The organism is Bradyrhizobium elkanii WSM2783, from assembly GCF_000472865.1.
Lineage (GTDB): Bacteria > Pseudomonadota > Alphaproteobacteria > Rhizobiales > Xanthobacteraceae > Bradyrhizobium > Bradyrhizobium elkanii_A.
The window spans coordinates 30,436-53,681 of record NZ_AXAP01000006.1 but is presented as its reverse complement, the minus strand read 5'-3'; the positions used below and the strand labels follow the sequence as shown (position 1 = coordinate 53,681).

At 63.0% G+C, this 23,246-nt stretch carries 20 protein-coding genes; 14 read left to right on the top strand and 6 right to left on the bottom strand.

Annotated features, from left to right (window positions below):
- Position 1: 1 nt before the first annotated feature.
- From YY7_RS0107905 to YY7_RS0107890, 4 genes are all read right to left on the bottom strand, one after another.
- Positions 2–1,036 carry an ABC transporter permease gene (locus tag YY7_RS0107905; protein WP_028162776.1) on the bottom strand — a complete coding sequence of 345 codons (1,035 nt, stop codon included), beginning with the start codon at positions 1,034–1,036 and terminating at the stop codon, positions 2–4.
- 11 nt (positions 1,037–1,047) lie between these two features.
- Complete coding sequence (locus tag YY7_RS0107900; protein ID WP_028162775.1) at positions 1,048–2,550, bottom strand: sugar ABC transporter ATP-binding protein; 1,503 nt, start codon at positions 2,548–2,550, stop codon at positions 1,048–1,050.
- Positions 2,551–2,559: 9 nt separating this feature from the next.
- The gene (locus YY7_RS0107895; protein WP_028162774.1) at positions 2,560–3,582 is read right to left on the bottom strand and encodes a sugar ABC transporter substrate-binding protein; all 1,023 of its coding nucleotides are present in this window, start codon (positions 3,580–3,582) and stop codon (positions 2,560–2,562) included.
- Between the two features lie 118 nt (positions 3,583–3,700).
- The gene (locus tag YY7_RS0107890; RefSeq protein WP_035689539.1) at positions 3,701–4,105 is read right to left on the bottom strand and encodes a globin; all 405 of its coding nucleotides are present in this window, start codon (positions 4,103–4,105) and stop codon (positions 3,701–3,703) included.
- 438 nt (positions 4,106–4,543) lie between these two features.
- Between YY7_RS0107890 and YY7_RS0107880 the strand changes: the two genes are divergently transcribed.
- From YY7_RS0107880 to YY7_RS0107845, 8 genes are all read left to right on the top strand, one after another.
- Positions 4,544–4,924, top strand: a complete 381-nt coding sequence (locus YY7_RS0107880; protein ID WP_035689538.1) for a DUF2946 domain-containing protein — start codon at positions 4,544–4,546, stop codon at positions 4,922–4,924.
- Positions 4,925–5,011: 87 nt separating this feature from the next.
- Positions 5,012–7,405: a TonB-dependent receptor gene (locus YY7_RS0107875; protein WP_028162771.1), complete on the top strand. Its 2,394-nt coding sequence runs from the start codon at positions 5,012–5,014 to the stop codon at positions 7,403–7,405.
- 47 nt (positions 7,406–7,452) lie between these two features.
- Complete coding sequence (locus YY7_RS0107870) at positions 7,453–8,643, top strand: sialidase family protein (protein WP_155255087.1); 1,191 nt, start codon at positions 7,453–7,455, stop codon at positions 8,641–8,643.
- Positions 8,640–9,143 carry a TlpA family protein disulfide reductase gene (locus YY7_RS0107865; protein WP_028162769.1) on the top strand — a complete coding sequence of 168 codons (504 nt, stop codon included), beginning with the start codon at positions 8,640–8,642 and terminating at the stop codon, positions 9,141–9,143. Before YY7_RS0107870 ends, YY7_RS0107865 begins: the two co-directional genes overlap by 4 nt.
- A gap of 31 nt (positions 9,144–9,174) precedes the next feature.
- Positions 9,175–9,702: a copper chaperone PCu(A)C gene (locus YY7_RS0107860; protein WP_028162768.1), complete on the top strand. Its 528-nt coding sequence runs from the start codon at positions 9,175–9,177 to the stop codon at positions 9,700–9,702.
- Between the two features lie 210 nt (positions 9,703–9,912).
- A complete protein-coding gene (proS, locus tag YY7_RS0107855; protein WP_028162767.1) occupies positions 9,913–11,232 on the top strand; it encodes a proline--tRNA ligase in 1,320 nt (439 codons plus the stop codon).
- Between the two features lie 74 nt (positions 11,233–11,306).
- Positions 11,307–12,587, top strand: a complete 1,281-nt coding sequence (locus YY7_RS0107850) for a lipoprotein-releasing ABC transporter permease subunit (RefSeq protein ID WP_028162766.1) — start codon at positions 11,307–11,309, stop codon at positions 12,585–12,587.
- A gap of 8 nt (positions 12,588–12,595) precedes the next feature.
- Entirely contained in the window at positions 12,596–13,294 is a 699-nt protein-coding gene (locus tag YY7_RS0107845) for an ABC transporter ATP-binding protein (RefSeq protein WP_028162765.1), read from the top strand.
- A gap of 65 nt (positions 13,295–13,359) precedes the next feature.
- On the opposite strand, the gene YY7_RS51010 is transcribed toward YY7_RS0107845, so the two are convergent.
- Both YY7_RS51010 and YY7_RS0107835 read right to left on the bottom strand, forming a co-directional pair.
- The gene (locus YY7_RS51010) at positions 13,360–13,653 is read right to left on the bottom strand and encodes a DUF3551 domain-containing protein (RefSeq protein WP_035689537.1); all 294 of its coding nucleotides are present in this window, start codon (positions 13,651–13,653) and stop codon (positions 13,360–13,362) included.
- A gap of 139 nt (positions 13,654–13,792) precedes the next feature.
- Positions 13,793–14,089: a DUF3551 domain-containing protein gene (locus tag YY7_RS0107835; RefSeq protein ID WP_028162764.1), complete on the bottom strand. Its 297-nt coding sequence runs from the start codon at positions 14,087–14,089 to the stop codon at positions 13,793–13,795.
- 304 nt (positions 14,090–14,393) lie between these two features.
- Here YY7_RS0107835 and YY7_RS0107830 point away from each other — a divergent pair, with 304 nt between their 5' ends.
- From YY7_RS0107830 to frr, 6 genes are all read left to right on the top strand, one after another.
- Positions 14,394–15,143, top strand: coding sequence for an outer membrane protein (locus tag YY7_RS0107830; RefSeq protein ID WP_028162763.1), 750 nt, complete (start codon positions 14,394–14,396; stop codon positions 15,141–15,143).
- A 766-nt stretch (positions 15,144–15,909) separates the two neighbouring features.
- Positions 15,910–19,356, top strand: coding sequence for a DNA polymerase III subunit alpha (dnaE, locus tag YY7_RS0107815; protein WP_028162762.1), 3,447 nt, complete (start codon positions 15,910–15,912; stop codon positions 19,354–19,356).
- A 333-nt stretch (positions 19,357–19,689) separates the two neighbouring features.
- A complete protein-coding gene (locus YY7_RS0107810; RefSeq protein WP_028162761.1) occupies positions 19,690–20,688 on the top strand; it encodes a 30S ribosomal protein S2 in 999 nt (332 codons plus the stop codon).
- A gap of 126 nt (positions 20,689–20,814) precedes the next feature.
- Positions 20,815–21,738 (top strand): translation elongation factor Ts, encoded by a 924-nt coding sequence (gene tsf, locus YY7_RS0107805; protein ID WP_028162760.1) that lies wholly within the window; start codon positions 20,815–20,817, stop codon positions 21,736–21,738.
- A 66-nt stretch (positions 21,739–21,804) separates the two neighbouring features.
- On the top strand, positions 21,805–22,521 hold the full coding sequence (gene pyrH, locus YY7_RS0107800) for a UMP kinase (protein ID WP_028162759.1): 717 nt from the start codon (positions 21,805–21,807) through the stop codon (positions 22,519–22,521).
- A 152-nt stretch (positions 22,522–22,673) separates the two neighbouring features.
- Positions 22,674–23,237: a ribosome recycling factor gene (frr, locus tag YY7_RS0107795; RefSeq protein WP_028162758.1), complete on the top strand. Its 564-nt coding sequence runs from the start codon at positions 22,674–22,676 to the stop codon at positions 23,235–23,237.
- Positions 23,238–23,246: the final 9 nt, after the last annotated feature.

Here is a 23,246-nt window from a genome sequence, read left to right as displayed (position 1 = left end):
ACTATTCCGCAGCCCGTGCTCGCAGCCGCTGCGCATAGACATTGATGACGAGTGCGGCGAGCAGGATCAGGCCGCGGATCAGGATCTTCAGGAAGCTGTCGATATTGACGTGGTCGAGGCCGTTGTTGAGCACGCCTAGCACGAACAGTCCGACAATGGTGTTGCCGATGCCGCCGCGGCCGCCGAACAGGCTGGTGCCGCCGACCACCACAGCGGCGATCGAATCGAGCAGGTAGGTGTCGAATTCGTTCTGCTGCGCGCTGCCGAAATGCGCGACGCCGAGCATGCCGGCGATGCCGGAGCAGACTGCTGAGATCACCATCACGCTGCCGAGGATCAGCTTGACGTTGAGCCCGGAATATTCCGCCGCTTCGCGATTGCCGCCGACCATGTAGACGTAGCGGCCGAAGCGCGTGTAGGTGAGCACCAGGTGGCCGGCGAGCAGCATCACCGCCGCGACGATCACGATCCATGGAATGCCGCCGATCGAGCCGGAACCAAGCGTCGTGACCAGGTCGGGCACCTTGTAGGCGATCTGGCCGCGCACCAGCAGCGCCGAGATGCCGGCCGCGATCTGCATCATCGCCAGCGTCATGATGAAGGAGGGGATGCCGATCACGGTCAGCCCCAGTGCGTTGACGAGGCCGAGCAGTGCGCAGAGCGCCAATGACAGCATGATCGCCGCCCAGCCCGGCAACGGTACATTGGCGATGTTCACATAGGATTCCTGCAGCGTGAAATAGGCAACGGCAATGCCGGTGACGTTGGCTATAGCGGCGATCGAGAGGTCGATCTCGGCGCACAGAATCACGAAGGTCAGGCCGACGGCGATGATGCCGGTGACGGAGACTTGCGTCAGGATGTTGCCGAGATTGTCGAGGGTCGCGAAGGAGGGGCTCGCGATTGCGAAGAACCCGCTCAGGCAGATCAGTGTCAGGAACGGCGCGATGTTGCGCATCTGCGAGCGCAGGATCGCAGCCGCGCTGCGCTGTCCGCCGCGATGCACCGTTGCAGTCACCCCTTCGCTGCTTGCCATGCTGTTCTCCGTCAGGCCGCCTCGAGCAGGCGGTCCTTGCTGACCACCTCACCCGCAAATTCGCGCACCACCGCGCCGCGTTTCATGACGATGATGCGATCGGCAAGCGACAACACCGTCTCCGGTTCGGTCGAGAGCACGATGATGGCGAGCCCTTTGGCGCTGAGCTCGCGGACGATGTTGATGACATCGTTCTTGGCGCCGACATCCATGCCGCGGGTCGGCTCACACAGCACCAGCACCCGCGGCGGATAGCTCAGCCACTTTGCCAGCGCCACCTTCTGCTGATTGCCGCCCGAAAGCATCCCGAGGTCGAGCTCAACCGCCGCCGGGCGGATCTGCAATTGCTCGACCTGCCGGGCGGCAATCGAGCGCTCGCGCGACGGCTTGAGCAGAAGTGCAGATATACGGTCGAGCACGCTGATCGAGATGTTCTTGTAGACCGGCTCCTGGTGAAACAGCATCGCGCGTCGGCTCTCGGGGACAAAGGCGATTCCGGCGCGCCGGGCCGCGGCCGTGCTGCGGAAGGCTGTGCGGTTGTCGTCGATGACCACCGTGCCGCTATCTGGCTTGATCTTGCCAAACAGGACCCGCGCCAGTTCCAACTGACCGCATCCCATGAAGCCGTAGATGCCGAGCACTTCGCCGGCGCGTACCTCGAACGAGACGTCCTGGACGCTGCGTGCGAGCGACAGTGCGTCGGCTTTCAAGACCACAGGGCGGTCACCGCGCGGCGGCAGCGTGATGTCATGCGCATAGGTCTCTTCCAGCGCCTCGCGGCCCTTGCCGATCATCGCTTCGATCAGTGCGGCCTTGCTGGTCGCGGCGGCTTCGGTTTCGTGGACCTTCCGCCCATTGCGGAACACCGTCACGGTGTCGGAAATGCGCAGGATGTCCTCGATGAAATGGGAGATGAAGACGATGCCGGTGCCCTCGTCGCGCAGCCGTCGCAAGGTCGCGAACAACCGCTCGACCTCGGGCGGGGAGAGCGCGGAGGTCGGCTCGTCCAGAATGATGATACGGGCGCCGGAAAAGAGCACGCGGGCGATCTCGATCAGTTGCTGCAGGCCGATCGGCAGATCGCCGAGCCGCGTCATCGGATCGACGTCGATTCCGAAGCGCGCAAGCTGCTCGCCCGCCTCGCGCGCCATTCTCCGCCATTGAACCAGGCCGAAACGGTTGGTCGGCTGTGTCCCGAGAAAGACATTTTCGGCGACGGAAAGATCGGGCGCGACGCTCAACTCCTGATGCACCATGGCGACACCAGCCGAATGCGCGTCGCGCGCGGAGCGGAAACGAGTTTCGCGTCCGTCGAGTGCGAAGTGGCCGGAGAATTCGGGATGCACGCCGGCGATGATCTTCATCAGCGTACTTTTTCCAGCGCCGTTTTCGCCGACGAGACCGTGGATCTCGCCGGCGTAAAGCGCGAAGTCGACCCCACGAAGCGCTTCGACACCGCCGAAAGCCTTCGTGATCTCCTTCAATTCGAGGATCGGTGAGCGTCCCTGTGGCATGCGGGCGGCTCAGATCAGAAAATGATCCTCCATCCATTGCATGCCGGCGGCATTGGCTTTGGTTACCACCGGGCCGTCGGTCACCACGCTCTTTGGAATGCCCTGTCCGCTCTTCTCGCCCGCGGTCACCGCGGCGACGCCCGCGATGATGGCGCCGCCGTGGATGCGGCAGGATGGATTACGGACGGTCGCGAACATGCGGCCTTCGCTCACCGCCTGGATCGCCGGCGGCATGGCGTCGACCCCGCCGATCAGGATGTTGGTGCGGTTGCGCGCCTTCATGATGTTGTAGGCGGCGAGCGCCATGTCGTCATTGTGGAAGAAGGCGGCGTCGATCTGCGGGTATTTGGTGAGATAGGTCTCCCACAGACGCGCGGTCTTGGAGACATCCCAATCGGCCGGCTGGGTGTCGAGCACCTCGATGTTCGGATACTGCTTCACGACTGCGTTGAAGCCCTTGGCGCGGCCCTGCGCGCCGGTATGGCCGAGCGCGCCTTGCGTCATGATGATCTTGCCCTTGCCGCCGATGGCGTTGACGAGCGCCTGCGTCACCGAGGACCCCATGAATTCATTGTCCGGGGCGAGGAAGGAATGGACGTTGATCTGATCGAGCGGAGCGATCAGCGTATCCATGTCGATGACGGGAATGCCGGCGTCAATCATCTTCTGCACCGGCTGGGTCAGCGTGCCGATGCCGAACGCCTGGATGGCGACGAAGTCCCATTTTTGCGACGCCATATTGTCGATCGCGGCGCGCTGCTTGACCGCATCGAGCTGGCCGTCGAACCATGTGACCTCGACGTTGAAGAGCTTGCCCCAATATTCGGCCGCCTGTTTGCCTTGCGCGCACCAGGTGGCCTGCAGGCCGGCGTTGGAGAATGCAGCCTTCAGCGGTTTCTCGGAACGTCCCACTTCCGCCGCGAGCGCGGGGCTCACGCCAATTCCGCCGAGCAGCGCAGCCGCTGCGCCGCCGGCTGCCGCCGTCTGAAGAAGATCGCGCCTGGTCCTTGAAGATGTGTCCTTCCCTGGCATCGCACGCTCCCTGATGTCTGTTCTTGGCGCCGTCGGCGTCTGTTGCACGCGCCGCGGATCGGGGAAAGTCTGTCACAATCGGAGCGTTCATGCCAACGGTTCCGCTTCCGCGGCTGCGCTAGGCGACGTCAGGAATCACCATGCTTTCGATTTCGCGCAGCAGTTTTTGCCACGCAGCATCGATCTCGGCTGTCCACTCCACACCAAGAATTTCCTGGAGCGTGCCCGCGATCACGGCGAAGAACGCGACGAATAAATCTCGGGGCGTGCCGTAAGCATCGTGCGAGGCGACCTCGCATTCGATCATCCGGAAGTTGCCGCGCCGCTCGCCGGCGAAATCGAGAATCGCTTCGATCGTCAGCGCCAGCATCGAGCCTTTGACGAGCTCACTGCCTTCGGTGCGAAACATTGCGACGGTTTCGGGATGCGCTTCGAACAAGCGACGATAGATCAGCGGTGTCAGATCATCGCAGCGCGCCGCCGCAAGTTCGAAGCTGCGCTCGATCGGATTTGCCGATGACATGATCAGCGATCGCGATGGCCCAAAGAAAAAAGAGCAGGGCTCCTAGCCCTGCTCGAGGAATTGTGTCGACCCTATTTCCCCAAAAATTCGGATTTGATCTTGATTGATGGGGTGACGCTGCTTCTGCGCGCCGGGCTCCTCCCGAGACTTGGACCACCAGACCGTCCGCCCTGTGGCTGGCCTGAGCCTGAATTGGTAGACCATCTTTTTTGTTTTGTCATCAATTTCAGCAACGATTGTTCAAAATTCGAGCAGTTTGCGAAATGATTGGGATTTCGCCACTATCGGTTGTAAATCCGCGTTTAAGACCCGCCGCGGGGTACGAAAGTAGGGGTATGGGGGTGCCGATCCGAACCCGATTATTCCTTGTGCCGGGACAAAAAGGCGGCGTTTCCGCTCTCGACTCCGGCCGGACGCAGTGATTAGTTCCGCCATCGGATGGGTTTTGCGATGCGCCGGCGGCTGAAGAATTTTCTGCCCGTTTTCCTGATTGCGCTGATGGTGCAGATCTTTGCGCCGATCGCGGCCTGTTGGGCGGCCGGAATCGCCGCCTCCGATCCGCTGGCCGCCGCCATCATCTGCCATGACAACAGCGCCGGTTCCGGCGAAACCGACCCTGGCGGACCGCACGTCCGCGACGGCTGCTGCTCGATCTGTAATGTGCTGCAGACCGGCACTCCGGTCGATCCACCCGAGATGACCGTCGGCGTTATCGAGCGGTCGCCCGAACAGGTGGCATGGCTCGATTTCGTCTCCCGTCTGGCGGATGTCCGGGCACGCTCCCACGCGCAGGCGCGCGCCCCACCATCGATTTCCTGACTGCCGTTCGCTGCCGGTTAGGCCTTCGCTGCGCCGGTTGACGTCGTCCATCAAGCCGGCCGCAGAGCCGGTGTCAGGAATTTCTCAATGTTACGCCTCGCTTACCTGAGCGGTGCCGGCACAATGGTGCTCGGTGCCATGCTCGCCACCGATCCATCACCGGCTACGGCGCAAACCGCCTTGCCGCCGGTCAACGTGGAGGCTCCCCGAGAAGCCCGCGCCAAGCCGGCGAAACCGAAGCCGGCGGGACGCACGCTCGCCGCCCGGCCGCGGGTGACGCCGCCAAGGACCACCGCCATCCCGACCGTCGTGGTGCAGCGCGACGTCACGCCCACGGTTCTGCGCGACGGGCTGAACCAGGCTCCCAGTGGCCAAACTCAAACCACCGTCGACCGCAGTCAGTTCGACAATCGGCCGGCGTTTTCGGTCGGAGACGTGCTGCGAGAGAGCCCCGGCATCTCGATCAAGCAGGGCAACGGGCCGCGCGACGTCGGCATTTCGATCCGCGGATCGAATGCCCGCAACGGCTTCGGGATTCGCAACCTCGTCATCTTCGAGGACGGCTTTCCGGTCACTCAGCCGGACGGACTGTCGCGCAGCGACCTGATCGATCCGCACGCCTATGGCGCGATCGACGTGATCCGTGGACCGTCCTCGGCGCTCTACGGCAACTACGCAACCGGCGGCGCGCTGAATTTCCGGACGCGGCCGGGCGGTACGATCGACGGTGTCGAATACGGCGTCGACGGCGGCAGCTTCGGTTACCTGAACAACTATCTGGCTGCGGGCAAGAAGGTCGGCAATTTCGAGGGCTCGCTGTTTGCGAGCGATGCGCGCGGCGACGGTTACATCACCAATAGCTGGTTCAACACCCAGACGGTGAATTTCCTCGGCACGCTGCAGGCCACGCCCGATGACCGCTTCACCGTCAAGTTCATCAACAACGACTTGAGCGCGCGGCTGCCGATCCGGCTGTCGCTGAATCAATATGACCAAAACCCGTTCCAGCGCGGCTGCGTCACCGGAGCCACGGCCGCGCTTGGCTGCGCAACGGTGCCGCTGTTCAACAATGGCTTCAACGCAGCGGCGGGAGTCGACAGGGAGACTGCGCTGCAGGCAGGCCTCGCTCGCAACGATCGCCGCACCATCGTTGGCGGCCGCTGGGAGCACGATTTCGACAACCAGACCACCTGGCGCAACCAGTTCGTATTCGACGACCGCAACATCAACCAGCCCACCGGGGCGACCAGCGCGATCGGCGACTTCCCGTCCTACAATTATATGAGCGACGTCACGCGGCGCGGCGAGATCCTTGGCATGGAATCGACCACCTATTTCGGGGGTTGGTACAACACGCTCGTCGCCTCCAGCGACACGCGCAATGTCGCGCCGGGCGGCAACGCCACGCTCGGCGCGCTATCCAGCAATCTCTACAGCGATACATCCAACTACGGCGTTCGCGCGCGACAGGAACTCAAGCTCAACCCGCAGCTCACCGCGATTGCGGGCATTGGCTGGGAAACGACCAACCTCAAGGGAAGGAACACGGCGTACACTTATACGGGGCCGATACCGATCACGACGACGATGGTGACGACCGCCGATCGGCAATTCCAGAACACCGCGCCGGAGCTTGCGCTTCTCTATAGGCTGAACAGCGAGTGGCAATTCCGCGGCAGGGTGGCGACCGGCTACGGGACGCCGCAGGTCAGCAATCTCTTCGTGCTGCCGAACGGCCAGAACGGCAACAATACAGGGCTGCAGGCCCAGAAAAATCTCGGCTATGATCTGGGCTTCGACTGGACGCCGAACAGCGCGCTCAGGCTGAGCGCCACCGGTTTCTACGAGTTCTTCAAGGACGAACTGGTGACGCAGGCAACGCCAGTCGGAGCACCCAATGCGAGCTATACGTTCAATGCACCGCGATCCGAGCATCGCGGCGTGGAGCTTGCCGTCGACTGGCGTTTCTATTCGGGCTGGCGGCTGACGGCAGCCTACACCTATCTCGATGAGATCTACACGGAGTACATCGAGAACATCACCAATGGTGCGGTGTTCGGCTTCAACCGCGCGGGCAACAAGATCCCCGGCATCTCGCCGAACGAGTTGACCGCACGGCTTTCCTACGACCAGTTGTCTGGGCCGCTGCGAGGGCTCGGCGCGTTCGTGGAAGTGCAGTGGAAGGACTCCTTCTACATGGACAACACCAACCTCCTGAAGGCGCCCGGCTATGAGCTGGTCAACCTCAATGTCCACTATGGCACCGACCTGGTCTCGGACTACTTCAAGGCGGTCAACTTCTACCTCGAGGTGCGGAACGTCTTCGACCGCACATACGTGGCTTCCGCCAACAACATTGGTGACACGGTAACGGCGGCGGGCATTCAAAACCCCGCGAGCGTGCTGGCCAACACCACCGGCTCGATCTATGCCGGAGCGCCAAGAACGTTTGTGGCCGGCATGAAACTGGCGTTCAAATGAGGTGCGTTGTCATGAGGGATCTCAGAGCTATCCTTGGCGCTGCTGCCATGGCGGCCGTCTTCACGCTTTGGCACGGCGGTGCATTCGCGCAGATGAACCATCAGCACGCATCGGAAGCCGCGTGCGAGGAAACGCTCCTGCGCTGCGCGAGCAAGGTCACGCCCGCGTTCGCTGCCGACGGCACGCTTTGGCTGGTGTGGATGGCCGGCGGCCAGATCTCCGTTGCAAGTTCGAAGGACGACGGAAAGACCTTTTCCTCGCCGGTACAGGTCACGCGCGAGAGCTTAAATCTGGATTGGGGACCGGACGCCCGTCCGAAGATCGCCATCGATGGCAAGGGACGGATTGTGCTGGCGTTCTCGATCTTCAGGGACAAGGCCTTCAACGGTCAGGTGCTCGCGACGCAATCGACCGATGGCGGCAAGAGCTTTGCTCCGTTGCGCCCGATCACCGCTGATAACGAGAGCCAGCGCTTCGAGGCCATTGCCTTGGAGCCTGACGGCACCGCGTTCGCGGCATGGCTCGACAAGCGCAACCGCGTGCCGGCGCGACAGAACGGCAAGCCACATGATGGCGCGGGCCTGTTCTTCGCGACATCGAAGGATGGTGGTTCGACTTACTTGGACGCGCAACTCGTCGCCGACAACACCTGCGAATGTTGTCGCCTTGGCCTGGCCCTGGATGGCCACGGCCGCCCGGTGATCGTATTCAGGAACATCTTTGAAGGCGGTGTCCGCGATCATGCCGTCGTCACCTTCTCAGGTTCGGCCTCGCCGGGGGAGGTTCACCGCGTCAGCCGGGATGACTGGCAGATCGCAGCCTGTCCGCACCACGGACCGAGCCTGTCAATCTCGCCGAATGGAACCTATCATGTCGCCTGGTACACGAACGGCAAGGCGCGCAAGGGGCTGTTCTATGCGCGCTCGACCGACGGCGGAAAAACCTTCTCGAATCCGCTGCCGGTCGGCGAGCCCAGCCGAAGCCCGTCGCGGCCGCAGGTCATCGCCGGACCGGAAGGGCTTGTGATGGTCTGGAAGGAGTTCGACGGCGAGAAGACCGAGGTGAAGCTGATGACGTCACAAGATGATGGAGCGACCTGGTCGACATCCAGGGCGATCGCCAGCACGACCGACAATTCCGACCATCCGCTGCTCGTCTCGGACAGCCGGCGAGTCTATCTCTCCTGGATGACGAAGGCCGATGGATATCGTTTCCAACCAATCGAGAGACAGCCATGAAACGCGAACTGCTTGCCGCAGCATTTCTGTTGGGGACGCTTTCCGCCGCAGCAACCGCTGATGACGCCGAGCTCAAGTCATTCGAACGCGGAAGCTGGCAGCAAATTCTGCGTTCACACGCCGGTCGTCCGACCCTGGTTCATTTCTGGGGCGTGACCTGTGGTCCGTGCAAGGTCGAGTTGCCCCAGCTCGGCAAGTTCATGAAGGACCATCCTGGAATCGATGTGGTCACGATCAGTGCGGACCTGGTGCCCAACCTCCCGGAGGCGACGCAATCGATGCTGCAGAAAGCCGGGCTCTCCGCGGCCGAGAACTGGATGTTCAGCGATGGCTTTGCCGATCGGCTGCGATTTGAAATCGATCCGGCCTGGCAGGGCGATATTCCGCGCACGATGCTGATCGCGCGCGGCGGCGCAGTCACCACCATCGAGGGAGCGGCCGAGATGCCGGAGCTCGACAAATGGGCACAAGGACAGGCCGCGACGACGGGATCAAGATAACAAGTCAATCTGGAATACGGGATAGAACAACATGAAGAAACTCTCTTCCATCATTACGCTCGCTCCTCTGCTGGCCGTCTTGTTCGGCGTCCCGGCGCAGGCCGAAGACATCAAGGCCGGCGATCTCGTCATCAGCCAGGCCTGGAGCCGCGCGACGCCGAGCGGCGCGAAGGTCGCTGGCGGCTATCTCACGATCGAGAACAAGGGCTCGTCACCGGACCGGCTGGTGGGGGCCTCCGGCGACATCGCCGGCAAGCTCGAGGTGCACGAGATGGTGACGGAGAACGGCGTGATGAAGATGCGGCCGCAGGACAAGGGCCTCGCGATCGAGCCCGGCAAGACCGTGAAGCTCGCGCCCGGCGGCTATCATCTGATGATGTTCGACCTGAAGCAGCCGCTGAAGCAGGGCGACAAGGTGCCGGTCACGCTCGAATTCGAGAAGGCGGGCAAGGTGACGCTGTCGCTCGATGTGCAGGCTGTCGGAGCACAGGCGCCGGGCGGCGAACAGGGCGGCCACATGGAAATGAAGAAGTCGCACGATCATTCCGGCAGCAAGTGAGGCAATGGAGCCGTTGGGTGGGCCAGATTTAGTGTGAACGGCTGGTAAGGTTCGCTTTACCCAGCCCCGGCGATCTCATTACAAATCGGCGCAACGCCCGCAAATCGGCTTATTTGGCGGCTTTTTCGCAATTCCCGGCCTTGTGTTTTCGCACCCGATCCGGTTTCACTGCGTTTCTCTTGCCTCCTCAACTGATTCCTGAGTGCGCCCATGCGATTGTCGCGGTTTTTCCTGCCGATCCTGAAAGAAAACCCGAAAGAGGCGGAGATCGTCTCGCATCGCCTGATGCTGCGCGCCGGCATGATCCGGCAGGAGGCCGCGGGCATCTATGCCTGGCTGCCGCTCGGCTTCAAGGTCCTGCAGAAGATCGAGCAGATCGTGCGCGAGGAGCAGGACCGCGCCGGCGCGCTGGAACTGTTGATGCCGACCCTGCAACTCGCCGACCTCTGGCGCGAGAGCGGCCGCTACGACGCCTACGGCCCCGAAATGCTGCGGATTGCCGACCGCCACAAGCGCGAGCTGCTTTACGGGCCGACCAACGAGGAAATGATCACGGAAATCTTCCGTGCGTATGTAAAATCGTACAAGAGCCTGCCGCTCAATCTCTACCACATCCAGTGGAAGTTCCGCGACGAGCAGCGCCCGCGCTTCGGCGTGATGCGCGGCCGCGAATTCCTGATGAAGGACGCATATTCCTTCGATCTCGACGAGGCCGGCGCGCGGCGCGCCTACAACAAGATGTTCGTGGCTTACCTGCGCACGTTTGCGCGGATGGGGCTGAAGGCGATCCCGATGCGCGCCGAGACCGGGCCGATCGGCGGCGACTTGAGCCACGAATTCATCGTGCTGGCGGAGACCGGCGAGTCCGGCGTGTTCTGCAATCGCGACGTGCTCGATTTGCCGATTCCGCCCGATGACGTCGACTACGACGGCGATCTCACTGACATCATCAAGCAATGGACCTCGGTCTATGCTGCGACCGAGGACGTCCATGATGCTGCGCGCTTCGAGAGTGAGGTGCCGGCGGAGAAGCGGGTCAACACCCGCGGCATCGAGGTCGGCCAGATCTTCTATTTCGGCACCAAATATTCCGACACCATGAAGGCGCTGGTTGCGGGGCCCGACGGCGCGGAAGTGCCGATCCACGGCGGCTCCTATGGCGTCGGGGTCTCGCGGCTGGTCGGGGCCATCATCGAGGCTTGCCACGATGATGCCGGCATCAAATGGCCGGAGGCGGTTGCGCCGTTCAAGGCGGCGATCCTGAACCTGAAGCAGGGCGATGCCGCCGTTGATGCTGCCTGCGAAAAGCTCTACGCGGATTTGAAGGCCAAGGGCGTCGACGTGCTCTATGACGATACCGACCAGCGCGCCGGCGCGAAATTCGCCGCCGCCGACCTGATCGGCATCCCCTGGCAGGTCCTGGTCGGCCCGAAAGGCCTGGCCGAAGGCAAGGTCGAGATCAAGCGGCGCAGCGACGGCACGCGCGAAAACCTCACGCTCGACGACGCGCTTGTGAAGATCGCGGGATAGCGTTTATCCACCGCATCCGCGTGCGGTTGGCCAGTCTGGCCACATTTGGCCCCGAATCATGGGATTATCGACACATGGATGAGGCCATGACCGAAAAAGTCCGTACCCCGCCTTTTGCGCCCTTCGAATGGCTGCTGTCCGGACGTTACCTGCGGGCGCGTCGCAGGGAGGGTTTCATTTCCGTCATTGCCGGCTTTTCCTTTCTCGGCATCATGCTCGGCGTCGCCACGCTGATCGTGGTGATGGCCGTGATGAACGGTTTCCGCAAGGAATTGCTCGACAAGATCCTCGGCCTCAATGGCCATCTCCTGGTCCAGCCGCTGGAATCGCCACTCACCGACTGGAAGGATGTCGCCGAGCGCATCAGCCAGGTGCAGGGCGTCCGGCTTGCGGCGCCGGTGGTGGACGGACAGGCGCTGGCGTCCTCCGCCTTCAATGCCTCCGGCGTGCTCGTGCGCGGCATGCGGGCGGAAGATCTGAACAACCTGTTCTCGATCGCGAAGAACATCAAACAGGGCAGCCTCGAGAATTTCGACGAAGCGCAGGGGGTCGCGATCGGCCGCCGCCTGGCCGATCAACTATCGCTGCATGCCGGCGACAGCATCACGCTGGTGGCCCCGCGCGGTGCGGTGACGCCGATGGGGACGACACCGCGCATAAAGCCTTACAAGATCGCGGCGGTGTTCGAGATCGGCATGTCCGAATATGACTCGGGTTTCGTGTTCATGCCGCTTGCAGAATCGCAGGCCTATTTCAACCGCAACAACGACGTCACCGCGATCGAGATATTCACCACCAATCCCGATCGCATCGACACGTTTCGCAAGACCGTGACGGAAGCCGCGGGACGGCCAGTGTTCCTGGTCGACTGGCGGCAGCGCAACTCGACCTTCTTCAACGCGCTGCAGGTCGAGCGCAACGTGATGTTCCTGATCCTGACCATGATCGTGCTGGTCGCGGCGCTCAACATCGTCTCCGGCCTGATCATGCTGGTAAAGGACAAGGGACAGGACATTGCGATCCTGCGCACGATGGGCGCCTCGCAAGGATCGATCATGCGCATCTTCCTGATCACGGGCGCCTCGATCGGTGTCGTGGGCACCATCGTCGGCTTCCTCGTGGGTATGCTGATCTGCGTGAACATCGAATCGATCCGGCAATTCCTGTCCTGGCTCACCAGCACCGAATTGTTCGACCCGACGCTCTACTTCCTGTCGAAGCTGCCGGCCGAGATCGATTTCGGCGAAACCACGGCCGTCGTCATCATGGCGCTGACGCTGTCGTTTTTGGCGACGCTTTATCCGTCGTGGCGGGCCGCGCGGCTCGATCCCGTCGAAGCACTGCGCTACGAATGAGGGCTGAGATGGCGGAGGGGGCGCAAGATGTGCCGGTCATCTATCTCCACGACATCAAGCGCCAGTACCGGCAGGGTGAGGCGACGCTGACGATTCTCGACGGCGCCAAGCTCGCGCTGTGGCCGGGACAGTCCGTGGCGCTGGTGGCGCCGTCCGGCTCGGGCAAATCGACGCTCCTGCACATCGCGGGTCTGCTCGAGACCCCCGACGACGGCGAAGTCTACGTCGGAGGCACGCCGACGTCGCAAATGTCGGATATCGACCGCACCCAGATTCGCCGCACCGATATCGGCTTCGTCTACCAGTCGCACCGGCTGTTGCCGGAATTCTCCGCGCTGGAGAACGTGATGCTGCCGCAGATGATCCGCGGCCTCAAACGCTCCGAGACCGTGAAACGCTCGACCGAGATATTGTCCTATCTTGGTCTCGGAGACCGTATCAAGCATCGGCCGGCCGAGCTTTCCGGCGGTGAGCAGCAGCGGGTCGCGATTGCGCGCGCAGTTGCGAACGCGCCACGGGCGCTGCTGGCCGACGAGCCGACCGGCAACCTTGATCCGCAGACTGCTGACCACGTCTTCAACGCGCTGATGCAACTGGTGAAGGCGACGCGGGTTGCGATGCTGATCGCGACCCACAACATGGACCTTGCCGCCCGGATGGACCGCCGCGTGTCGCTGGCGAACGGGCAGGTGGTCGAGCTTGATTAGAGCACGTTTCTCCTCGCGACAAACGCGAAGCGTTTGCGCGGAGATCATGCTTAAACAAAGGTCTCTCAGTAGACCCGGCGATATCGTTTGTGACGCCGCGGTGACGAGTCGACATACGCGTTGGCCGCGTAAGGATAAGGGTAGGCGTTGGCCGCGTAAGGATTGATCACGCACTGAGCCGCCCGGCCCGACGCGGACATCGCGCATTGGGGCAGCGAGGTGTAGCTGCAGTCGTAATAGGTGACGGGGCCGTAGACATGCAGGCAGACCGGATAATTCGGGTCATAAGTCTGCGCGCGGGCGGATGACGCCGCCGCGACCGCGCCAAGCGTCAGGATCGCCAACATCGGAATGCGCATCGGTTCCTCCCGCGTCAGGACGACTATTCCGTCCTCCCATCGCTAACCCCGCTCGGAACAGAGTATTCGCGGGCGGGACCGTCAAGTCACGTTCCCGCGCCGATCATTTGGTCTTCGCGGAGCGGACGTGCACCCCGACTCAATCGTTGAAAGGCTCGAAGAAGGGGATTGCGGGCGGGGGCGGCGGCAGAGGCCGGCGCGAAGCCCGCGGACCGTTGCCGCCGCCGGCATAGAAGGGATTGGGTATGCACCACAGGAAGCGCCCGGACGCCGTTGCCTGGCACTGCTCATAGCTGGTGAAGGTGCAGTTGCTGAGCCCGGGCTGTTCGTTCCCCTGGATACAGAATGGATAGCGCGTGCCGACCGCTGCGGCCGGCGCGGTTCCAAGGGCGCCGATCGCGGCGGCCGCGGACAAAACCAGGATTACGTTGCGCATCTCTTCTCCTTGATCGCAGCTCGTCGCTCGTTCGCTCGTCACCCGATCCAAGCCGTACAACCGAGACGACGTCAAACAAATATGCAACACAAGGAGTGTGGCGAAGGCCGAATTGTGAATTTTTTGAGGCAGGGGAACGGTACGATCTTCGGAGGCTAAGTATAAGTAATACAACATTAACTCACGTTTTCGTCAGAATCGTTTCGCCGTATCTGTTGCAGCCAAGTTACAGCAATTTTGAGGAACCCTGTTTATTGAGGCGCGTGAAGGCCGTGGGGTCGTCACATCTGGAACGGGAAATAAAATGAAAAAGGTTTTGCTTGTAACGGCGAGCTTGGTCGCCCTTGGCGCCGCTGCGCCCGCGGTCGCTGCGGATCTCGCTGCGCGTCCTTATACGAAGGCTCCGCCGGTGGTTGCCGCCATCTATGACTGGAGCGGCTTCTACATCGGCGTCAACGGCGGCTGGGGTTCGAGCCACAACACCTGGACCAACAGGTCGGAGTTTGGTTTCGGCGTCGGTGAAGGTTCCCATGATGCGACCGGCGGTACGGTCGGTGGCCAGCTCGGCTATCGCTGGCAGGCGGGCAACTGGGTGTTCGGTGTCGAAGGCCAGGGCAACTGGGCCGACTTCAGCGGCTCGAACGCCAGCCTCCTTGCTCCTGCTCTCTCCAACCGCACGAAGATCGACGCCTTCGGTTTGATCACCGGTCAGGTCGGTTACGCCTGGAACAACGTGCTGCTCTACGCGAAGGGCGGTGCTGCGGTCACCAACAGCAAGTACCAGGGCCAGGTCCTTGGCTTGACCATTGATAGCGTCGAAAAGACCCGTTGGGGTGGCACCGTTGGCGCTGGCCTCGAATTCGCCTTCGCTCCCGGCTGGTCGGCCGGCGTCGAATACAACCATCTGTTCCTCGACACCGAGAGCCACACCTTCGTCAGCCCGATTCTCGGCGTCACGCGTATCGACGACATCAAGCAGGACGCCGACCTCGTCACCGTCCGCGTGAACTACAAGTTCGGCTTCGGCGGCGCTCCGCTCATCGGCAAGTACTGATCCTCGCGAAACCAACGCGGCACAATCAGCCCCGGGCGATCTGCCCGGGGCTTTTTTCTTGGCTTGCCTGCGATCGGCTCCTGATCATTCTCGGCGCGCGGCGCGAAAATGACGCGATCGCGGCGCATCCCCAGCGCCAGGCTGAAATCCGACGTGCAATGTCCGAGATGCGAAGCCGGTTACCGCCGCATCGAGGTCGATTCGCTTCCCGGTCAGCCGGGGGAATTCCGTTGCCTCGTCTGCAATGAAATCCTCGAGCGCTACAGCGAGGAGCCCTACGTCGCTCACAGGCTGACGGTCCAACCGGAAAAAGTGTTCGGATGACCTTGCTGGTTGCGGCCGCGCATTAACCACCCGCTTCATTCGCGTTCGATTCTCCGCGGCAGCCCGACGGCTCGGCCTTGACTCCATGAACAAATAAGGAACAATGTTCCTCGTATGTTCTCATCAAGGAGACGGCCGATGTTGAAGATTTTCGTCGAAGAGGCGGCGGCGCTGGCATCGATCACGCTGTTCATTGGAATGATCGCGGTCTGGGCGCAGTTGATTCCGCAGTTCTGAGTGGGAGGAGGGCGCATCGATTTCGTCGGCCGCCATCGGTTGCCATCCCTTGGGGAAAAGCGGGACGCCGCATCACGATGGCGCGTTCGGCGTGGACTCCGGGGATCGGACGCTTCACCATTGAATGGCGAGTCGGGATCGGCGGCCATGTGCCCAGGCCCGGCGGTTGCGTTCCTCCACCAAACCAAGGCCGTTCGAATCACCCATGCCCAGTGCCGGATTCGTCCATCTTCACGTTCATTCGGCCTATTCGCTGCTGAAGGGTTCGATCAAGATCGCCAAGCTCGGCGAGCTCGCCAAGGCGGACCGCCAGCCGGCGCTGGCGCTGACCGACACCGACAACATGTTCGGGGCGCTGGAATTCTCCGACAAGATGGCCGGCTATGGCATCCAGCCTATTGTCGGCTGTGAACTCGCGATCGATTTCGGCGACGTCGATCCGAATTCGCGCAGTGTGCTGGCCGGCGCTCCGGCCCGAATCGTGCTGCTCGCCGCGCGCGAACGCGGCTATCGCAGCCTGATGCGGCTGAACTCGCGGGCGTTCCTGGAGACGCCCGTCCACCAGTTGCCGCATATCAAGTTCGACTGGCTGACGGACGATGCCGAGGACCTGATCGCGCTGACCGGCGGTCCGGACGGGCCGATCACGCTTGCGTTCGCGGCCGATCAAGCGAGCCTTGCCGCCACGCGTTGCGACCGGCTGGCAAGCCTATTCGGCGACCGCCTCTATATCGAGCTGCAGCGCCACGGCATCGACAAAGAGCGCCGCACCGAGGCCGGCCTGATCGATCTTGCCTATACGAAGGGGCTGCCGCTGGTTGCGACCAACGAGCCCTATTTCGCGAGCACCGACGACTACGAGGCCCACGATGCGCTGCTGTGCATTGCCGGCGGCCGGCTGATCGCAGAGACCGATCGCGAGCAGCTCACGCCCGACCACCGCTTCAAGACACGCGCCGAGATGGCGGTGCTGTTTGCGGATATTCCTGAAGCCCTGGCGTCGACGGTCGAGATCGCCGAGCGCTGCTCGTTCCGGCCAAGGACACGCAAGCCGATCTTGCCGCGCTTCACAGTCGGCGCCGGATCGGCCTCCGATGCGGCAAGCGAGGAGGCGGCGGAGCTGATGCGCCAGGCCGAGGAGGGGCTCGCGAGGCGTCTGCGGATCCACGGCTTGTCGCCGGGCATCACGGAAGAGGACTATCAGAAGCGTCTCGCCTTCGAGATCGACGTCATCAACCGCATGAACTATGCGGGCTACTTCCTGATCGTCTCCGACTTCATCAAATGGGCCAAGGCCCACGACATCCCGGTCGGGCCGGGCCGTGGCTCCGGCGCAGGCTCGCTGGTTGCCTGGGCGCTGACGATCACCGATCTCGATCCGATCCGATTCGGGCTGCTGTTCGAGCGCTTCCTCAATCCCGAACGCGTGTCGATGCCGGACTTCGACATCGACTTCTGCCAGGATCGTCGCGGCGAGGTGATCTCCTATGTGCAGGAGCGCTACGGCCGCGACCAGGTGGCGCAGATCATCACCTTCGGTACGCTGCAGGCGCGCGGCGTGCTGCGCGACGTCGGCCGTGTGCTGCAGATGCCCTATGGCCAGGTCGACAAGCTAACCAAGCTGGTGCCGCAAAATCCCGCCGCGCCCGTGACGCTGGCGCAGGCGATCGAGGGCGAACCCAAGCTGCAGGCTTTCCGCGACGAGGATCCGGTGGTCGCGCGCGCCTTCGATATCGCGCAGCGCCTGGAAGGTCTGACGCGGCACGCGTCGACCCACGCCGCCGGCATCGTGATCGGCGACCGCCCCTTGAGCGAGCTCGTGCCGCTCTACCGCGATCCCAAATCCGACATGCCGGTGACCCAGTTCAACATGAAATGGGTCGAGCCGGCGGGGCTTGTGAAGTTCGACTTCCTTGGCCTGAAGACGCTGACGGTGCTTGATGTCGCCGTGAGGCTGCTCAAGCAGCGCGATGTGCATGTCGATCTGGCTACGCTGCCGATCGACGATGCCAAAAGCTATCAGATGCTGGCGCGGGGCGATGTGGTCGGCGTGTTCCAGGTTGAAAGCCAGGGCATGCGGCGCGCGCTGATCGACATGCGGCCGGACCGTTTCGAGGACATCATCGCGCTGGTGGCGCTGTATCGCCCCGGCCCGATGGCCAACATCCCGACCTATTGCGCGCGCAAGCACGGCGACGAAGAGCCGGAATATCTGCATCCGATCCTGGAGCCGATCCTGAAAGAGACGTTCGGCGTCATCATCTACCAGGAGCAGGTGATGCAGATCGCGCAGCAGATGGCAGGCTACACGCTCGGCCAAGCCGACCTGTTGCGCCGCGCCATGGGCAAGAAGATTCGCGCCGAGATGGAGAAGCAGCGCGAGATCTTCGTCGCCGGCGCAGTCAAGAATGGCGTGCCGAAAGGGCAGGCGGAGACGATCTTCGAGTTGCTCGCCAAGTTCGCCGACTACGGCTTCAACAAGAGCCACGCCGCGGCCTATGCGCTGGTCTCCTATCAGACCGCCTATATGAAGGCGCATTATCCCGTGGAGTTCCTGGCAGCGTCGATGACGCTCGAACTCAACAATACGGACAAGCTCTCCGAATTCCGTGCCGAGGCACAGCGGCTGGGGATCAAGGTCGAGCCGCCCGACGTCAATCGTTCCGGCGCAACGTTCGATGTCGGCGACAAGACGATCTACTACGCATTGGCCGCGCTGAAAGGCGTCGGTCTGCAGGCGGTCGAGCAGATCGTGGAGGAGCGGCGCAAGGGGGCCTTCACATCGCTGGCCGATTTCGCGGCGCGCGTGAGCCCGCGCGCAATCAATAAGCGCATCATCGAAAGCCTCGCCGCCGCCGGCGCCTTCGATTCGCTCGACCCGAACCGGGCCCGCGTCTTCGCCGGCGCCGATGCGATCCTCGCCGCCTGCCAGCGGAGCCATGAGGCCGCGACATCGGGCCAGAACGATATGTTTGGCGGGCTTTCGGACGCGCCGAGCATCGTGCTGCCGCAGGTCGAGCCGTGGCTGCCGGCGGATCGGCTGCGACGCGAATATGACGCCATCGGCTTCTTCCTGTCGGGTCACCCGCTCGACGACTACGCCACGGCCTTGAAGCGATTGCGCGTGCAATCCTGGGCCGAGTTCTCGCGCGCGGTCAAAACCGGTGCGACCGCCGGCAAGGTCGCGGCAACGGTGGTGTCGCGCATGGAGCGGCGCACCAAGACCGGCAACAAGATGGGCATCATGGGCCTGTCCGATCCCACGGGCCATTTCGAGGCGGTGCTGTTTTCCGAAGGATTGGCGCAATACCGCGACGTGCTGGAGCCGGGCGCAGCCGTGCTGCTGCAGCTCGGCGCCGAGCTGCAGGGCGAGGACGTCCGCGCCCGCGTGCTGCATGCCGAGCCGCTCGATGCCGCAGCCGCCAAGACGCAAAAGGGCCTGCGCATCTTCCTGCGCGACACCAAGCCGCTGGACTCGATCGCCAAGCGGCTTCAGCCGGGCAACGGCACCGGTGGCGACGTCGCGCTGGTGCTGCGGCTCGATCTGGAGACCGAGGTCGAATTCAAGCTCGAAGGCCGCTTCCAGGTATCCCCGCAGATCGCCGGCGCAATCAAGGCGGTGACCGGCGTCGAGATGGTCGAAACGCTGTGAGCGCCGGATTGCGGATCCGACGCCACCGACGGCGCGGCGGATTGCATTCTTCACAGATTCGGTTGTTGAACCGAGATAAGTGATTGCTGCCATTGGGAAATGGTGTCGCCGCCGAGATGTCGAGGAAATGGGCGTGCCAATCGTCGCCAATCGCCTAAGGCCGCCAAGCCCCCCCAAATCCGCCCATATTTCCTTGCTTCTGGCGGAAATCGCGCTATACAGCGCGCCATCTCACACGGAAACATGGCTCTAGAAGGCCGTCCGGTGGCAGCCGGGCCGACAAGGCTCGCTTGCTCACACGTTTCCGGAGGAACCAACCGGAGAATCAAAACGATGTCGGTACCCGATTTCACTATGCGTCAGCTTTTGGAAGCTGGCGTGCACTTTGGCCACCAGGCCCACCGCTGGAACCCGAAAATGGCGGAGTACATTTTCGGCGCCCGCAACAACATCCATATCATCGATCTCGCCCAGACCGTGCCGATGCTGCACCGTGCGTTGCAGGCGGTCAGCGATACCGTCGCCAAGGGCGGCCGTATCCTGTTCGTCGGCACCAAGCGGCAGGCGCAGGACGGGGTCGCGGATGCGGCCAAGCGCTCGGCGCAGTATTTCGTCAATTCGCGCTGGCTCGGCGGCACGCTGACCAACTGGAAGACGATCTCGGCCTCGATCAAGCGGCTGCGCCATCTGGACGAGGTGCTCTCGTCCGGCGAAGCCAATTCCTACACCAAGAAGGAACGGCTGACGCTGCAGCGCGAGCGCGACAAGCTTGACCGTTCGCTCGGCGGCATCAAGGACATGGGCGGCCTGCCCGACATGATCTTTGTGATCGACACCAACAAGGAAGACATCGCGATCCAGGAAGCGCAGCGGCTCAACATCCCTGTCGCCGCGATCGTCGACACCAATTCGGACCCGAAGGGCATCACCTATGTGGTGCCGGGCAATGACGACGCCGGCCGGGCGATTTCGCTCTATTGCGACCTGGTCGCGCGGGCCGCGATCGACGGCATCTCGCGCGCGCAGGGCGATGCCGGCATCGATATCGGCGCCTCCGTCCAGCCGCAACAGGAAGAACTCCCGGCGCCGTCGGCGACGACCGGCTTCCAGGGTCTGCCGGGGCCGCGTGGCACTGCCGACAACCTCAAGAAGCTCACCGGTGTGTCGGGCACGATCGAGAAGAAGCTCAATGACCTCGGCGTCTTCCACTACTGGCAGCTCGCCGAGCTCGATCACGACACCGCCCACAAGATCGGCGAACAGGTCGGTCTGCCGAGCCGTGCCGACGCTTGGGTCGCCCAGGCCAAGGCGCTTACCGCGGAAGCGGAATAACCTGAACGGCCGCGTGGCCGGATCTTTCCGGCCAGCGCTTCAATTCCCAGATCAAGGCATTCCCTGTCGCTGACGGCGGCGCCCTAAGGGCGCCGCCGCGCTTCACAGGCAAGAAGGAATTCAATGATGGCAACGATCACAGCAGCGATGGTCAAGGACCTGCGCGAGTCGACCGGCGCGGGAATGATGGATTGCAAGGCGGCGCTGACCGAGGCCGCCGGCGACATGCAGGCCGCGCAGGACTGGCTGCGCAAGAAGGGCCTGTCGAAGGCCGCCAAGAAGGCCGGTCGCGTTGCGGCCGAGGGCCTGATCGGCGCCCTGACCCAGGGCACCAAGGGCGTCGTCGTCGAGGTCAATTCCGAGACCGACTTCGTCGCGCGCAACGATCAATTCCAGGGCCTGGTCAAGATGGTCGCCCAGGTCGCGCTCGAGGTTGGCGCCGACGTCGAGAAGATCAAGGCGGCCAAGGTCGGCGACGTCACTGTTGAGGCTGCGATCAACGATGCGATTGCGACCATCGGCGAGAACATGACGCTGCGCCGCGCGGCTTCGCTCGAGGTCGGCAAGGGCGTGGTGTCGAGCTACGTCCACAACGCAGTCACCGAGGGCGCCGGCAAGATGGGCGTGATCGTGGCGCTGGAATCGGCCGGCAAGACCGATGAGCTTGCCGTGCTCGGCCGCCAGCTCGCCATGCATGTCGCCGCGGCCAACCCGCAGGCGATCGATCCCGCCGGGCTCGATCCTGACGTCGTCCGGCGCGAGAAAGATGTGCTGGCCGACAAGTACCGTCAGCAGGGCAAGCCCGAGAACGTGATCGAGAAGATCGTCGAGTCCGGCCTGAAGACCTTCTACAAGGAAGTCTGCCTGCTGGAGCAGGCTTTCATCCACGATAGCGGAAAGTCCGTGGCGCAGGCGGTCAAGGAAGCTGAGGGCAAGGTCGGCGGTCCGGTGAAGATTGCCGGTTTTGTGCGCTATGCTCTTGGTGAGGGAATCGAGAAGCAGGAATCCGATTTCGCAGCCGAAGTCGCGGCGGCCAGCGGCAAGAAGTAACCGCGTGGGTCGAATGGTTCCGGCGCCATCGTGCCGGAACCTGCTTGCGCGGGATGAGGGAGCATCATGGCTGAGCCGGTCTATCGTCGCGTGGTGATCAAGCTTTCAGGCGAATACCTCGCCGGCAGCCAATCCTTCGGCATCGACCAGCCCACCATCGACCGCATCGCCGACGACCTGATCGCGGCGCGCCATCTCGGCACCGAGATTGCGGTCGTGGTCGGCGGCGGCAATATGGTACGCGGCGTGCAGGTGTCGTCCCATGGCGTGTCCCGCACCACCGGCGACACCATGGGCATGCTGGCGACCGTCATGAACTGCCTCGCGCTGGAATCGGCGGTCGAGCGCAAGGGCACACCGGCGCGCACCCTGTCAGCCTTCGTGATGCCGGAAATCTCCGAATTGTTCACCCGCAGTGCGGCGCACAAATACCTCGCCGAGGGCAAGATCATCCTGCTCGGTGGTGGAACCGGCAATCCGTTCTTCACCACCGATACCACCGCGGTCCTGCGCGCGGCCGAGATCGGCGCGGACGCGGTCTTGAAGGCCACCAATGTCGACGGCGTCTACAGCGCCGATCCCAAGAAGGACCCATCGGCCAAACGTTTCGATCGCCTGACGCATTCGCAGGCGATCGCCGGCGGTTACAAGGTCATGGATGCGACCGCATTCGCGCTTGCCCGCGAGACGTCGCTGCCTATCATTGTGTTTTCGATCGCCGAGCCTGGTTCGATCGGCGCCATCCTGCGCGGCACGGGCCACGGTACGGTCGTCGCCGGCTGACGCTTGGGCGTTGCGGCATGGCGGTTGGTTTCACGAGCATGATCCGGAAAAGTGGAAGCCGGTTTTCCGCAGAGATCATGCTCAAACGAAGTGATTAGATCGTGATCCGATCCGACGTGATCGGACGCTGATGCAGAGGAAGGGAGAGCGTCATGCCCACGCCTGGTTTTGACATCAACGAAGTAAAGCGCCGTATGCAAGGTGCGACCCAGTCCCTCAAGCACGAATTGGGCGGCCTGCGTACCGGCCGTGCCGCGGCGTCGATGCTGGAGCCGGTCCAGGTCGAGGCCTATGGCTCGCACATGCCGCTCAACCAGCTCGCCACTGTCAGCGTGCCCGAGCCGCGGCTGCTCTCGGTGCAGGTCTGGGACAAGACGATGGTCAAGGCGGTGGAGAAGGCGATCGTCGATTCGAATCTCGGCCTCACGCCCGCGACCGAAGGCCAGGTGTTGCGGCTGCGTATTCCCGAACTCAACGCCGAGCGGCGCAAGGAACTCGTCAAGGTCGCGCATAAATATGCGGAAGCGGCCAAGGTGGCGGTCCGCCATGTCCGCCGCGACGGGCTCGATGTCGTCAAGAAGCTCGAGAAGAATCACGAGATCTCCGAGGACGATCAGGAGCGGCTCGCCGCCGAGGTGCAGAAGGCGACCGACGGCGTGATCGCCGAGATCGATCAGTTGCTGGCGGCCAAGGAAAAGGAAATCCTGACCGTTTGATTGGACAGC

Bases quoted from the DNA above. Each gene is read 5' to 3' on its own strand.
- proS (WP_028162767.1), top strand. From the start codon at position 9,913: ATGCGATTGTCGCGGTTTTTCCTGCCGATCCTGAAAGAAAACCCGAAA.
- YY7_RS0107830 (WP_028162763.1), top strand. From the start codon at position 14,394: ATGAAAAAGGTTTTGCTTGTAACGGCGAGCTTGGTCGCCCTTGGCGCC.
- YY7_RS0107835 (WP_028162764.1), bottom strand. From the start codon at position 14,089: ATGCGCAACGTAATCCTGGTTTTGTCCGCGGCCGCCGCGATCGGCGCC.
- YY7_RS0107860 (WP_028162768.1), top strand. From the start codon at position 9,175: ATGAAGAAACTCTCTTCCATCATTACGCTCGCTCCTCTGCTGGCCGTC.
- tsf (WP_028162760.1), top strand. From the start codon at position 20,815: ATGGCAACGATCACAGCAGCGATGGTCAAGGACCTGCGCGAGTCGACC.
- YY7_RS0107905 (WP_028162776.1), bottom strand. From the start codon at position 1,036: ATGGCAAGCAGCGAAGGGGTGACTGCAACGGTGCATCGCGGCGGACAG.
- YY7_RS0107875 (WP_028162771.1), top strand. From the start codon at position 5,012: ATGTTACGCCTCGCTTACCTGAGCGGTGCCGGCACAATGGTGCTCGGT.
- YY7_RS0107890 (WP_035689539.1), bottom strand. From the start codon at position 4,105: ATGTCATCGGCAAATCCGATCGAGCGCAGCTTCGAACTTGCGGCGGCG.
- YY7_RS0107850 (WP_028162766.1), top strand. From the start codon at position 11,307: ATGGATGAGGCCATGACCGAAAAAGTCCGTACCCCGCCTTTTGCGCCC.
- YY7_RS0107845 (WP_028162765.1), top strand. From the start codon at position 12,596: ATGGCGGAGGGGGCGCAAGATGTGCCGGTCATCTATCTCCACGACATC.
- YY7_RS0107895 (WP_028162774.1), bottom strand. From the start codon at position 3,582: ATGCCAGGGAAGGACACATCTTCAAGGACCAGGCGCGATCTTCTTCAG.
- YY7_RS0107865 (WP_028162769.1), top strand. From the start codon at position 8,640: ATGAAACGCGAACTGCTTGCCGCAGCATTTCTGTTGGGGACGCTTTCC.
- YY7_RS0107810 (WP_028162761.1), top strand. From the start codon at position 19,690: ATGTCGGTACCCGATTTCACTATGCGTCAGCTTTTGGAAGCTGGCGTG.
- YY7_RS0107900 (WP_028162775.1), bottom strand. From the start codon at position 2,550: ATGCCACAGGGACGCTCACCGATCCTCGAATTGAAGGAGATCACGAAG.
- YY7_RS0107870 (WP_155255087.1), top strand. From the start codon at position 7,453: ATGGCGGCCGTCTTCACGCTTTGGCACGGCGGTGCATTCGCGCAGATG.
- frr (WP_028162758.1), top strand. From the start codon at position 22,674: ATGCCCACGCCTGGTTTTGACATCAACGAAGTAAAGCGCCGTATGCAA.
- YY7_RS0107880 (WP_035689538.1), top strand. From the start codon at position 4,544: ATGGGTTTTGCGATGCGCCGGCGGCTGAAGAATTTTCTGCCCGTTTTC.
- YY7_RS51010 (WP_035689537.1), bottom strand. From the start codon at position 13,653: ATGCGCATTCCGATGTTGGCGATCCTGACGCTTGGCGCGGTCGCGGCG.
- pyrH (WP_028162759.1), top strand. From the start codon at position 21,805: ATGGCTGAGCCGGTCTATCGTCGCGTGGTGATCAAGCTTTCAGGCGAA.
- dnaE (WP_028162762.1), top strand. From the start codon at position 15,910: ATGCCCAGTGCCGGATTCGTCCATCTTCACGTTCATTCGGCCTATTCG.